The 12424-nt window shown below is 54.1% G+C and carries 12 protein-coding genes; 1 reads left to right on the top strand and 11 read right to left on the bottom strand.

Features of this window, described 5'->3' with window-relative positions; translation table 11 throughout:
* Positions 1 to 9: 9 nt before the first annotated feature.
* The 9 genes from RGQ30_RS08985 to RGQ30_RS08945 form a co-directional block, all read right to left on the bottom strand.
* Positions 10 to 714 (bottom strand): hypothetical protein, encoded by a 705-nt coding sequence (locus RGQ30_RS08985; RefSeq protein ID WP_130556236.1) that lies wholly within the window; start codon positions 712 to 714, stop codon positions 10 to 12.
* 4 nt (positions 715 to 718) lie between these two features.
* The gene (locus RGQ30_RS08980) at positions 719 to 1087 is read right to left on the bottom strand and encodes a VOC family protein (protein WP_130556237.1); all 369 of its coding nucleotides are present in this window, start codon (positions 1085 to 1087) and stop codon (positions 719 to 721) included.
* A gap of 25 nt (positions 1088 to 1112) precedes the next feature.
* Positions 1113 to 2861: an N-acyl-D-amino-acid deacylase family protein gene (locus RGQ30_RS08975; protein WP_130556238.1), complete on the bottom strand. Its 1749-nt coding sequence runs from the start codon at positions 2859 to 2861 to the stop codon at positions 1113 to 1115.
* A gap of 64 nt (positions 2862 to 2925) precedes the next feature.
* Positions 2926 to 3993: an MBL fold metallo-hydrolase gene (locus tag RGQ30_RS08970; protein WP_130556239.1), complete on the bottom strand. Its 1068-nt coding sequence runs from the start codon at positions 3991 to 3993 to the stop codon at positions 2926 to 2928.
* A gap of 31 nt (positions 3994 to 4024) precedes the next feature.
* Positions 4025 to 6349 (bottom strand): DUF3604 domain-containing protein, encoded by a 2325-nt coding sequence (locus RGQ30_RS08965; protein ID WP_338284352.1) that lies wholly within the window; start codon positions 6347 to 6349, stop codon positions 4025 to 4027.
* Entirely contained in the window at positions 6342 to 7364 is a 1023-nt protein-coding gene (locus RGQ30_RS08960) for a HupE/UreJ family protein (RefSeq protein WP_130556241.1), read from the bottom strand. Before RGQ30_RS08960 ends, RGQ30_RS08965 begins: the two co-directional genes overlap by 8 nt.
* Positions 7361 to 8164, bottom strand: a complete 804-nt coding sequence (locus tag RGQ30_RS08955) for a peptidyl-prolyl cis-trans isomerase (protein WP_338284351.1) — start codon at positions 8162 to 8164, stop codon at positions 7361 to 7363. Before RGQ30_RS08955 ends, RGQ30_RS08960 begins: the two co-directional genes overlap by 4 nt.
* A 6-nt stretch (positions 8165 to 8170) precedes the next feature.
* On the bottom strand, positions 8171 to 8920 hold the full coding sequence (locus RGQ30_RS08950; protein ID WP_130556243.1) for an SDR family NAD(P)-dependent oxidoreductase: 750 nt from the start codon (positions 8918 to 8920) through the stop codon (positions 8171 to 8173).
* The gene (locus tag RGQ30_RS08945) at positions 8917 to 10047 is read right to left on the bottom strand and encodes a glutathione S-transferase family protein (protein WP_338284350.1); all 1131 of its coding nucleotides are present in this window, start codon (positions 10045 to 10047) and stop codon (positions 8917 to 8919) included. The genes RGQ30_RS08950 and RGQ30_RS08945 overlap by 4 nt, the downstream gene beginning before the upstream one ends.
* A gap of 114 nt (positions 10048 to 10161) precedes the next feature.
* Between RGQ30_RS08945 and RGQ30_RS08940 the strand changes: the two genes are divergently transcribed.
* On the top strand, positions 10162 to 10755 hold the full coding sequence (locus RGQ30_RS08940; RefSeq protein ID WP_130556245.1) for a TetR/AcrR family transcriptional regulator: 594 nt from the start codon (positions 10162 to 10164) through the stop codon (positions 10753 to 10755).
* 14 nt (positions 10756 to 10769) lie between these two features.
* Here RGQ30_RS08940 and RGQ30_RS08935 read toward each other — a convergent pair whose 3' ends face one another.
* Together RGQ30_RS08935 and RGQ30_RS08930 are read right to left on the bottom strand one after the other, a co-directional pair.
* Positions 10770 to 11336, bottom strand: a complete 567-nt coding sequence (locus tag RGQ30_RS08935) for a TetR/AcrR family transcriptional regulator (RefSeq protein WP_130556246.1) — start codon at positions 11334 to 11336, stop codon at positions 10770 to 10772.
* Entirely contained in the window at positions 11330 to 12418 is a 1089-nt protein-coding gene (locus RGQ30_RS08930) for a glutathione S-transferase family protein (RefSeq protein ID WP_130556247.1), read from the bottom strand. Before RGQ30_RS08930 ends, RGQ30_RS08935 begins: the two co-directional genes overlap by 7 nt.
* Between the last annotated feature and the right edge of the window lie 6 nt (positions 12419 to 12424).

Raw genomic sequence — 12424 nt, 5'->3', positions numbered from 1 at the left:
TGGCTTTAATCAAGCCGGGCTTACCTGGGCTACAGGGAATGTCATTTCGAAACGGGTAATTTCAAGCGCAGTGACCACATCGCCAATGTCCAGGTCAGGAAACGCCTCGCCGAGGTTTTTCAGCAGGTGGACTTTGGCAAAGCGGGCTTTGCCTTTCGCACTTGGACTGTAGACAAATTCCTTGCCTTGCCAGTGTTGACCCAGGGTTTTCATGAAACCCGGCACCAGGCTGGTGTGAATAGGGAACTGAAAGCCTCGCGAGGAATAGGCCAACTCAAATTGGGGCAGGTTGTTTTGATTCAGGCTGATCTCCTGAACACCTTCTGGCCCTTGCGCCACCTCAAACTCACACAGATTTTTTGGAATACCCCAATTGATTCGCCCATTTTTTACACTGCTTGCGCTGCTCACCACGATGTTGCTGATGGTGGGCCGGCGTTGGCCTGTGAATTGCGCGGTGCCCGGAATGTAAAGCAATTCCTTGTAAGGACCTGCGTTGGAATGGGTGTAATCCACATACATCAATACACTCAAGGGTGTTTTGAGTGTGTCACGAACGGTTGCAGGAATGCGCAGGTCGGCCCGAAGCTTTTCGGCTTTGCTGCGCATGACCACAATCAGGCCCTTGCCATGCAAGGTCCAGGGCGCAGGAACATTCTCAAAACATGCAAATTCGTCTGTGGATGGATCTGAAATCGAATCAACTGGGTTCAATTCATTAACCTAATTTGTAAATGTTCATCTTGTGGCCTTCCGGTGTGCGGAAGTAGGCCGCGTAAAAGCCGGGCATGCGTTCACCGGGTGCGCCTTCACAGGTGCAGCCGTGTGCTTTGGCGTGGGCGTAAAATTCATCCACCTGGGCACGGTCTTTCGCGACCAAGGCCACCATGGTGCCGTTGCCCACATTGGCGGGTTGGCCATTTGCTGGCTTCATCAGGCCAATGAAGGGGTTGGCCAGGCTGGAGCCCCAGAAAATACCGTGGGGCACTTCCAGAACCCGCTTGGCACCCAATGGTGCAAACAGCTTGTCAAAATACTCGCCACTTTTTGGCAGGTCGTTTGTACCAATCGTTACATATCCAATCATCGTACTTCTCCGTGGATTTTTGTGTTCAGGTTCTTGCGGGCAGGAATTGCCCGTAACCCATTTCTTTGCCGAGTTCGGGGCGCACGCCCTCGTCCTCGACCGCTATCTTGCCATTGATCAGCACATGTTTCACAACACCTGGGTTGCGATTCACCAATCGTTGCAAACCGAAGTTTTCCATCTCTCCCCAGGTGACCTGTTCCAGGTTCTGGTTCAAGGCGTCCGGGTTCAACACCACCAGGTCGGCCCTGTCGCCCACCCTGATTTTCCCTGCATCAATGCCCAGCCAGTCGGCCTGTTCACCAGTCAACCGCCACACCGCATGTTCCATGCTCATGATGGGTTTTCCTTCGTCAATGGTTTCCTTGATCAGTTTCAGGAAACGCAAAGGCAGGTTGTAAAACGCCATGTTACGGATGTGTGCACCCGCATCACTGAATGTAATGAGTGTGTTCTTGTCCTGCACCAGCTCGCGGATGACTTCGCGCTTGTGGTTGCCCACTGTGGTGTACCAGCGCAACTGCTGACCAAACTGCACCACCAGGTCCAGGAACAGGTCGACCACGTGCACCTTGCGCGTGCGGGCCACTTCGTCGAAGTTCTTGCCCACCAGGTTGGCATCGGGGCACTCTAGGATAATGGCGTCGCCAAAGTCGCGTTGCCAAACCCGCGGGCTCAATTTCTGGCCATAAAACTTTCGAAACTGTCGGCGGTAGTCTTCGTTTTGCAACAGGCTGTTTCTTTCAACTTGGGTGCGTAGGTCCAGCGCCATTTCACCAGCACCGAACTCTTCGAAAAACACGACGTCGATGCCGTCGGCATATACCGTGAAGGGGGTCGGTAGCAACTGCCAGCGGAAAGCGCCACCGAGCCAGTTCACCAGCCGGCTGGAAATCTGGGCCATGGGGCGAACGGTTTTGTTGCCTTTTAAATCGATCAGCGCAATCAGTGTGGTTTTAAGCGGTTTGCGAATCCAGCCCAGTGTTTCAATCAGGTATTCGAAAATTTGCAGCGGGTTGGCGGCATTGGGTGCACCTTGGTGAACACGGCGATACTTGCGCAAAATCTTGTTCAAGCGGCGTAGTTCGCTCCAGCGTGCGTAGGTGCTGGGCAGGCTTTTTGACCAGGCTCGGTCACCGTCAATTTTGTCCCATTTGAGGCACATGGTGGACAGGCCCAGAAAACCGGCTTCCATGGCCTCGGTCAGTGTGGCCTCCATTTTCTGCATTTGCGTTTCGGTGGGTTTCACCTTGCGGTCTGTGGAGTCCAGCAGGCCCATGGTGCCCACGCGCAAATCACTGTGGCCGAGAAAGGAAATCAGGTTGGGGCCTAATGGCTGCTTTTGCACGAACTCAACCCACTGTTTCGGCGTATTCCAGGTTTTCTGTTGTTGAAGAATGGGCAGCACTTTTTCACGCGGCACTGTTTCTACGCGGGTGAAAATATCGGATGCGTCTTCGGCTTCGCTGCATATCATGCTCAGCGAGCAACTGCCGACCAGCACGGTGGTCACCCCATGACGCACGGATTCTGACAGGCTGGGCGCCACAATCATTTCAGCGTCGTAGTGGGTGTGGGTGTCCAGAAAGCCCGGTGTGATCCAGTGGCCTGCCGCGTCGATTACCTTTGGCGTACCGTCGTAAAGCAGGGGGGTTTCACTGACCGCTGCAATTCTTCCATCCTTGATCCCGATGTGCCGAATGGCCGAAGGCCCACCCGTGCCGTCAAAGTAACGGCCGCCCGTGATGACTACGTCGAAAGTCGATGCTGCCATGTTTTGTCTCCAATTTTCATTTTTTTCAAATGTAACAAGAAATCTTGTCTAATTGGAAATTTTTTTATCGACGGCTGTAAATGACGTCTTTCGACCCGGCTGGAAGGGTGATGAAATCGCCGTCTTCGCCAATGCGGAATGGACCCTTAAAAATTTCTGGCGCCTTTCCAAGAAAGACTTCCCGCAAGGGTGGCAGGGGCAGTGGGGGCACAATGTGGCTGAGCACCACATGGCCCACACCGGCTTCCTGGGCCAGTTCAGCCACGTCGAGCGGGGTAGCATGGTAGTTCGGGATGTCCGCAAAAATCTTGGCCAGCTTGCTGCGCTTGTTGTTCAAGGCGGCTTCCTGCAACTTGCCTACCAATTCCGGGCTCAAGGCTTCATGAATCAAAAGGTCCGCATTGCGTGCTGCGTCTTTCACCTGTTCATCACCGGTGGTATCACCACTGAGTACCACGGTGCGGCCTTTGTAATTGATTCGATAGCCCACGGCCGGGCTGATGGGCTGGTGATTTACTGCGAAAGCTTCAATCAGAAGGTCTGGTTGCTGCAACACGGTGGTGTACTGGCCTTTTTGCACTGAAAATTCATTGACATCTGCCCCAGCCAGTTCATTGGGCATGATGGCTGCGCCATGGTGGGCTGTTCGGTAACCGGTGTCGGCCGTGTAGGCCTGCTTGAAGCCTTGCAGAACATTTGAAATGCCGTTGGGGCCATGCACGGTAAGGCGTTGCCCTTCGGTGTGTTGTGCCCAGCGGGTCATCAATACTTCGCCCAGCCCGTCGATGTGGTCGGAATGAAAGTGGGTGATGAAAACGCCTTTCAACTGCCCGGTGGAAAAACGCATGATGCTGATCTGCTTGGCGGCGGCGCTGCCTGCGTCGAACAAAAACATGTCCTTGCCAGCAATCACCAAGGTACACGGTGCAGCGCGGTCGGGGTCAGGAAACGGCGAGCCTGTTCCGCACAGACCTACGTGAAGCCCATCTTCCAGTCGCGCCAGCGGGTCTTGCATGCGCTCGCCCACAATTTTTTCAACCAGTGCCATGGCAATCGGGGTGCGTTGCAGGTAGGCAATGCCGCCGCCCAGCAAGATCAAGGCAATGGAGGCAAGTAGCAGTTTTCTGAACATGGGTTTGTCCTGTTGTTTTTATTTGATGGGATTAACGGGTCTTGCCTTCAACCCAGATGGGCGAACTCCACGCGCGTTCCTGCTGGGTGATGAACCGGAAGTCGCCGCGGAAAGAACCGGGTTCCCCTTCAATTCGGCAGCAGCCCTCGTAGCCCGCAAAACCGCTTTGCGCACTGAACAGGCCGTTGCCCGGCTGAAGTGCTTCGCATTGAACGCCCTTGGCGGTACACATCTTGGTGGTCCAGCGGCAGGAATTGTTTTCAAGCGCGCGGGCGTAGTAGCTGGCCCCGGTGTCGGCGTTGAACTGTGTGTCGTGAAAAACAGCGCACATTTGTTCCGGCCCTTGTTGCTGAATGCTGCAATCTGAATTGGGCTGCGGTGCGCCGGCATTTTCTGCCAGCCTCAACACCTGTTGTTTCAATTCACCGGCCTTGTCAGCCCAGGTTTTGATCAGTTCAAGGCGTTGCAATGGTATTCCGGCCTCGTCCCCACCCGGGTCCTGAATGGCGTATGCCACGATGTAGGGGCCAGTGCCAGTGGCTTGACCATTTAGATTCAGCGTGCCACCCATGGGCACACCGTCCACCAGGCCTTCTTCAATCGGGCTTCGGCCTGAAGCCAATTGCTCGCAAATATTACCGGGTAAGGGGGTTCTTGACGCCAGTGTACGAATTCGCATGCGCGAACCCGAGGTGGCAAAGGTTTCCCTGCGTTTCAAGGCTGCAAAAATCTCCTTGCGCGTGTTTTCGCGTGCCCAAACGCCAGCCAATCCACCCGGCGTGAAGTTGGATGCAACCGGGTTGAATACGCGGTCGGCGCAGCGGTTGGGGTCGCTGGCTGATTCCACACTGAACGGTATCTTGAACCCAGTGATGGAATCGGTGGGCAGGGGCTGTTGCCTGCATTCCCAATTGCCCAGTGCTTCATTGGGTTCGTCATCCAGTACGCCACCATGCCCGGAGTTTTTCGCAAATTTCGTTTTATCGGTGTTGCCTGCAATGCCGTTGTGGGTGTCGCTGGAACCGATGAAGCCATACTGGTAAGGGTTCACTCCCAGTTTGCGTTCAATCACGCTGCCTTCAGGCAGCACGTTGCGGGCGTAATCAAGGGGGCTGGTACAGTCGCCCGGGGTGGACCCACCGATGTCACTGTTCGTGCAAGCATCAACGGCATGAATGCTTTTGCCTTTGCCCTGCAGCCTGTTGACCTGGCAAAAAAGTGGATCGTTGGCGCTGCCTTTGCACACTTTGGCACATTCTGCAGGGTCGTCTGCTGCGCCTTTGCACAGCGTTTTCCATTCTTCAAATCCGCAACCTGATTCTTCACCACCTGTCAGCCCCTTGCTGAAACCGGTGATGCATTCACTGGCCCCTTTGTGCTGAACAATTTCAAACAGGCGGTCCAGTGTATTGCGCAGGGTGGCGTCTGCTGCGGTCAGCGTGGCGTTGTTGCGGGCCAGTGGCAGGCCGGTATCCGCTTGTCGTGGGCGGGCAAACCGCCCATCGCTTTGATTGGTGCTGTGGGGGATGGTGACCACATCGCAGCCATCCACATCGAGGCATTCAGTTTTAAGCCGGTCAAAAAGATTCCACTCGTCATTGGTGTTGTTGGTGGTTGGAATCAGGGGGGTTGAACTGATCACATCGGCTGGTACCCTGGTACCCGCGAATATCACATTGCGATGCAACACCTGTCCGCCCTTGTTGGAAGAAAATTCATAACCATTGAAGGTAGTGAATTTGCAGGGCTGGTTTTCTTCGTTGGCAATGGCCTGAATTTCTTCCCAGGTGCGTGTGCTGGGCACCAGGCTTCCAGCACCGGTGACCACCTGCAAATACAAGGGCACGTTACCCGTGATGAATACGGACACATTGTCCCGAATCACCTGACCAAGCACACTGCAGGCCGGGTTGGTACCCGCTGGCAAATTGCCTTGAAGTTCGCAAATATTGGAGAAGGTACCCAGTTGTTCCGCGTGTTCGGTCACTGCGGCAAAGTCGAGAGGGCGGCCAATGTTGATCTGGCGCATGGGTGTGTCAGGGTTTTCACCTGAAGGCAGAAAAGCATTCTCACCCTTGGCAAACTGGTAGGCTTCGCGCGGGCCGTTGATGGAATTGAAAAAATACGCATCAAACGACAGCTTGGTGTGAATATGCAAATCGCCAAAAAAAGCTTGCTTGCGTACGCTGCTGCCCACGCATTCCGCATCTTTTGGCCGTTCCGCCGGTGTGACCGGGGCGGGGGTGTTGTTCTGTGCGCTGCTGTCTGGTTCAGAACTCAGGCAGCCAGTCAAAAGCCCTGTCACCAATAACGCTGGCAATACCTTGTTCACCCAAGGCTTGTATGAATCAAACATAGCCGTGAATCCTTTCAACAGTCCAGTAAAGTGCGGCACCGCCGACAAGCAGGGTGAGGGCATATTGCGCAAGGCGAGTCCAAGTCGGGTAATGTGCTTTTTCAAGCAATGCGAAAGCAGTGGCCAGTACAGTAACAATCCACAATTGGCCAATTTCAATGCCCAGGTTGAACAGCAGCAAGGTGAACAGCAGGGCATCTTCTGGAAAGCCACGCTCTTCCATTGAAAGTGCAAAGCCCGATCCATGCAGCAAACCAAACGCCGCAATCAGGAGCAAATGCGACCAGCCAGCCTTGCTTGCAGGGGCTGGCCGAATCAATTCCCAGGCCAGCCAAAACACGCTGAGCGCGATCCAGGCTTCAATAGCCCGAGTGGGCACTGCGATCAAACCCAACACCAGCATGGCCAGGGTCAGGCTGTGTCCCACGGTGAACAGGGTGAATTGCCCAACAAGTTGAGGCACGGTCTGTTTGCGGCGCTTCCACAACAAATACAAACCGGTGACAAACAGCACATGGTCCCAACCAAACACAATGTGTTCAATGCCGATGGACAGGTATTCGAGTGGTGCGGTGGTGTTGGCGTGGCTACCCAGCCCGAGACTTGTTTCCTTGGGGGTGAGTACGGTATGAATGCGTTGGGTGTTCAGGGGGGTGGCGAGCACAATCAAATCAGGTGCCAGGCGGGTGAATCCCGTTGCCAATACATTATGTTGCTTCAGCGGCGCATTGCAGTGAAAACTGCCGCGTTGAATCACCTCGAGGTTGTCTTCCCATTCCGTGTTGATATCACGCAGTTCACAGGCGGGCTGAAACTGGAAGTCGATTGGAGGAACCTTGCCGTCAGCAGCCAAGGTGCGTTTAAAAACCAGTTGACCCGAACCTTGTTTAGTTTCGTGCAGCAGCAGGGCGGATGTACCCATTTCGTGCGCATGCACGTGCTGCCCTATTTGCCCTGTTTGCCCTATGGTCAACAAGACAAGTAGAACAGCCACGTTGCGCCACCATGCTTTCATGGCACATCCTTGATGGTGTACGTGGCGCGCAGTGCAGCAAGACCGGCTTCATTGACTTCTTTGCGTTGAGCAGCCATGAGGTCGGAACGCAATTGGCTTCCTGCTTCGTCCACTGTCATGGTGCGGCCGGAGTTCCGTTCCTGCACCTTGAACAGGTGTAGACCCAGTGCCGAGGAAATAGGTGTTGACCATTGCCCAACAGGAAGCTCAAACAATGCATCGCTTGCTTGCTGACCTATTTCTTTGGTCACACTTTCCATGGTGAGCAAGACGCCAACCTGCAAGGGAAAGGGGTCTGCTGTGATGGTTTGACCTTTCATCAATTCATCACGGGCCGCACTGGCTTGATAAACTGAATCATCGCCCCGTTTTCCACGACTGAAAAAATGATGATCAAACAGGATGGTCTGTTCGGTTTGATACTTTTGCGGATTTTGGTCCAGCCAGGCTTGTAACTGTTCCGCAGTAGGGGGAGCAATGGGTGTCATGTCTTCCAGCAGGAAGCGCATTTTCTGTACCACACGTCGTTTAACGATGAGGTCGTCTTTCTCAAGACCCAGCTTCAGGCCTTCGCGGTACAAAATTTCTTCGTCGATGTAATTGGCCATGGCTTGCTCATAAGTGCTCGTTGCCGGCCCTTGCGCGCCAGCCTGCAACACTTGTTCACGCACAAAGGCACGCTGCGACTCCGACAAAACAAGTTCATTGCTTGGCGGACTTTGAGCGCTTTGCCATTCAAGCAAGCCAATGGCTGCTGCCACGATCACAAAACCCAAGGCTGACCAGGAGGTCTTCATCATGTGCATTTACTTCATGTAGCGCCACACGCCGGAAGGCATGTTGGCCAATAGCGGTTTCAAAATTTTCCAGGGGTAGCCGGGTACCACGCCCACTGAGCGGCGCTTTTCAATGTGATTGGCCATTTCCTTGGCGGCTTGTTCTGCCGACACCAGGAAAGGGTACTGCTCCATGTTGTCCACAATGTCGGTTTTCACAAAACCGGGCAGAATTTTGGTGAAATCGATCTTGTATTTCTTCAGCTCAATGGCAGCCGCATCGAGATACATTGAAAAGCCTGCCTTGGTTGCGCAATAGGCGGCCTGTTTTGGAATGGGCGTGAGCGATGCCAGCGATGAAATGCCCACTACATGCCCGCCACCGTGTTGTTTGAACCATTCAACCGCCGCATTCACGGTGGCCATGGCACCCAGCAAATTGGTTTGCATCAGGCCCAACTCGTCATCCAGTTGACCTTTGCCCACTCCGGTCAACTTGTTTACACCCGCATTCACCACCACCACATCCACTTGTCCTAATGCGCCGAACAGCCCTTCAAGAACTGGGCCTACGGTTGCCGTGTCGCTGACATCCAGTGCCGTGATTTCAACTTGCAAATTTTGACCCCCAGGCAGTGCTGCGATTTCAGCGCGAAGCGCTTCCAGCCTGTCGATTCGGCGTGCGGCCAACCCCAGGTTGTAGCCTCGCTTTGCGAATTCAAGTGCTAGCGCCTTGCCAATGCCCGAAGAGGCTCCCGTGATGACTGCTGTCCTGTTCAAGCTGCTTTCTCCATGTGTTGTTTGGGCAATGCGGTGACTGCCACGGTTAGTGCGCGCCGCTCTACGCGGGGCAGGTTCATGTTCAAAATGTGTTCAGCGTTGTGACTGGCCAGCCACACACGAACTGCTTGTTGATCGCCCTGGGGCATGGCATCCAAGTGATCCAGTGCCCGTTGCATCATCCAGATCATGTAGGGCAGGGCGCCGCGTTTGAAGGGCTGGCCTGCCATGGTGGTGGTGACCTCTCCAATTCGACGTGGCAGGCGTGTGTTCAAACCGTGTTGCTGTGCATGCGCAGTGGCCAGTTCGCCAATTTTCGCCACCATGGGAACGAACTCCTGAAACACCGATTCAAATACCGGGTTCAGCGTGGCGGGTATTTCATCATTGGGCATCAGCTTGTGTTTTGCAAAGGGGGCCGGGTTCTTCATCCGTTCCAGCCACTCGTTCAGATTTGTTCTTGGTTCAATCAATTCACGTTTGGGCCACGGATCGCGCCCCAGGTGACCGTACATGGTGCCCACCAAACCAAAGTCGCCGAGGCTGGGGCGAGCGCCCAGCAGGAAAGGATATTCTTCGAAATGCTTGTCCAGCGCATCCAGCATTCGAGCAGTCCACACATTCATGGTGGCGTATTGGTCGGGGACAATGCCCACGTGGGGCAACATGCCAACCAGCATTTTTGCGGGTCGCAAGGCAATCTTTTTTTGCAGAAAACCCGGTGCCCAGGGCAATAGCGCCTTGCCTGCTTCACGCTCGAATAGCGCGTAGTTCTCGGGGTAGTTCCAGCGTGTGTGCATGGCAATTGGCACCCACCATTCATCACCCCACGCTTCCAGCAACAATGATGCAAACTGCTGAACGGGTGTGGCAGGCATCACCGGGTTGTTGGGGTGCACAGACTCAATGTAATCGATGATTTCAGTGGTGTCCTGAATCCATTCGCCTGCAGATGTTTTCAACACGGGCATGACCGCTGCCCCGGTTTTCTTTTTGATGGTGCGGGTCAGCGTGAACAGATTCACGGCCTTTAAGGTGTGGCTGGCTTGCTTGTACCGCAAATAGCACAAGGCTTTGCCCGTGAAGTAGGAAAGGTGCCAGCCGTACAGTGTGTAGTTTTGTCTCATGATGACCCTTTTTGTGGGGTTCGAATAATTCATTAAATCACTAATATTTACAGTGTGTCAATTTGTTTGGTGGTGTGGCATACTGAGATCCACATAACCCGAGATTGTATTTGAATGACCAAAAGCACCCCTGTCGAGAAACGCCCCTATCTAGGCAAAGACGACCGAAAAAAAGCCTTGCTCAACTGTGCGGCCGAATTGGTCGAAGAGGCTGGCTGGGGAGTGCTGAACATGAGTGCGCTGGCTGATCGCGCGGGCGTAAGCCGACAGTTGGTGTACCAGCATTTTCCAAATCTCGAAAGTTTGCTGGGTGCCACAGCGTGGGTTGTTTTCACCGACACCATGGAGGGCACTGCCCAGGCCATTGCAGGCCACCCCGATGATTTGAAACAAGCTATACGTGCCGCCGAACTGGTGTCACTGGACATGCCGGTGGGGCGTGGCGATGCGCTTTGGCAATTGATTGCAGGCTCAGGCCTGAATTCTCCTGAGCTTGAAACCATTCGACTGGGCATTCGGGATGTCATCCTGAAGCTTTGGGTGCCCGCAGTGCGAAAAGAAAAGAACCTCGACAAGGCTGCTGCCACCAGCCTGGTGTGGATGGTGATTTTGTCTTTCTGGGGTATTCGGCAATTGATTCGGGATGGGCTGGTCAGCCGGGAGCAAGGCATTGCGCAGTTTGATTCACTACTTGACCGACTAATGTAAGCGCCCTTTGGCCTTTACTTCAATAGCTGTTCGACACTGCGCTGCAGCACCTTCTTGGCTTGTTTGACACTTAGTTGCTGATCATTGCGAAGTCTCAGCCAGCTTTCAAAACTCAAGATCAGGTCCAGTGCTTCGAACAGAAACTTGTCTTTCACCACTTCCGCGGGTAGGAATGCACGCAGCAAATGCCGCTGTAATTCGACCGTACGCACCTGCTGATTTTTCAGAAATTCGGATTCATGCAAGTGAACCAGGCTTGCAGCCTGAATGGGTGCGAGCTTTTCAAACATGTCCGCGCGCCGCTCAATGGCGTGCATCAATTTTTCCTGCCAGGTGTTTCCTTTAAGTGGTGTGGCCAGCACTGGCGCCACAATTGAATCCACCTCGCTGGTAATTTCACGATACAGCGTTTCCATGTCCTTGAAATGCCGAAACACGGTGCGCAACCCTACACCGGCACGGGCCGACACCATTTCTGCGGTAGGCGATACATGGCCCTCACGAATCAATGCGATCAAAGCCTGCACAATCTGCCGTTTGTTTTCCTGCCCACGTGTGGTTCGTCCGTCTGTTTTTACCATGTTCTGCCTTTCATTTTCGAGGGGCTTGAGATCGGCAAGCCTGCGATTCGACATTCGATGGGTGTCAGTATAGGCTTGTTCAATTGGGCAGCCAGTTCAGGAAAGTGCGCATTCAGTTCGGCTTGTGTGGATTGATCCAGTGCCTGATAACGCGTTCTCAAGCGTTGAAAGCGCCAGGCTCGGTAACGCTGCACTGGCAGCTTGAACAAGGTGCCTTTGCTGTTGAATTCAAAGCGCGATTGCCTGTTTTCAATTGCTTTTTCATTGGCCAGCATGTAAGGAAAAAACTCTCCTGTAACAATATTCATCAGCGGTACCAGTGCAGCGGGGATGTCATTTTCAAATGCGACATCCGCGTAGTTTTCAAGCCGCGTGTTCCATAGGCGTGCCACCCATTCGTGCACCGCTGGTGCACGCAGCCGCATGATGCGGGCTGGCGTGGGGTCACAGAAGAAATGGCGGAACATGCTGCCATACAGGCCGTAGTCTGCAAGGCTGGGCTTGTGGCCCAACACGAAAGGTGTTTTTTTCAAAATGTTTTCAAGTGCATCCAGGGTTTCAAGAAAGTGTCCCTCCACCCGCTTTGCCGTGCCTGGACGAACGCCGTCCTGCCAGAGGAAAAAAAAGCGCTGCCTGTTCAAGATGGCCCAGCGTCGCATGAAGAAGGGCAGGGGTACGTCGCTCATCATGCCGTCTGCCAGCCGGTGGCTCATCAGCCGTGCATCCTGTGAATTCGCCCAGCGGTAATACAGGGCAGGCCGCCACAACCACTCATCCCCAAAATCTTCCAGCAGCTTGGCCATAAAGCGCAAAGCTGGTTTTTCCGGCAACACGCTACTTTGAGTGTGCAAGGTTTCCAGAAACTCGATGATCAGGGTGGTGTCGCTCAGCCATTGCCCGTTGGCCCATTCCACCTGCGGCATTTGCGCCACCCCGGTGGCTTTGCCACAGCGTTTGAAATCGCGTGTATCCATTTCGATCAGTTCGTAGGGCAATCCTTTGTTGCGCAGGTAGGCTTCCAGCTTGCCCGTGAAATAGGACAAGTCCAGGCCATGCACTTTCAGTACCTTTGGCTGCTCCATTGACAC

The sequence above is a fragment of the Limnobacter thiooxidans genome (assembly GCF_036323495.1).
Classification (GTDB): domain Bacteria; phylum Pseudomonadota; class Gammaproteobacteria; order Burkholderiales; family Burkholderiaceae_B; genus Limnobacter; species Limnobacter thiooxidans.
Note: the sequence above shows the minus strand (reverse complement) of the source record. Positions and strands in the feature narration are given on the sequence as shown.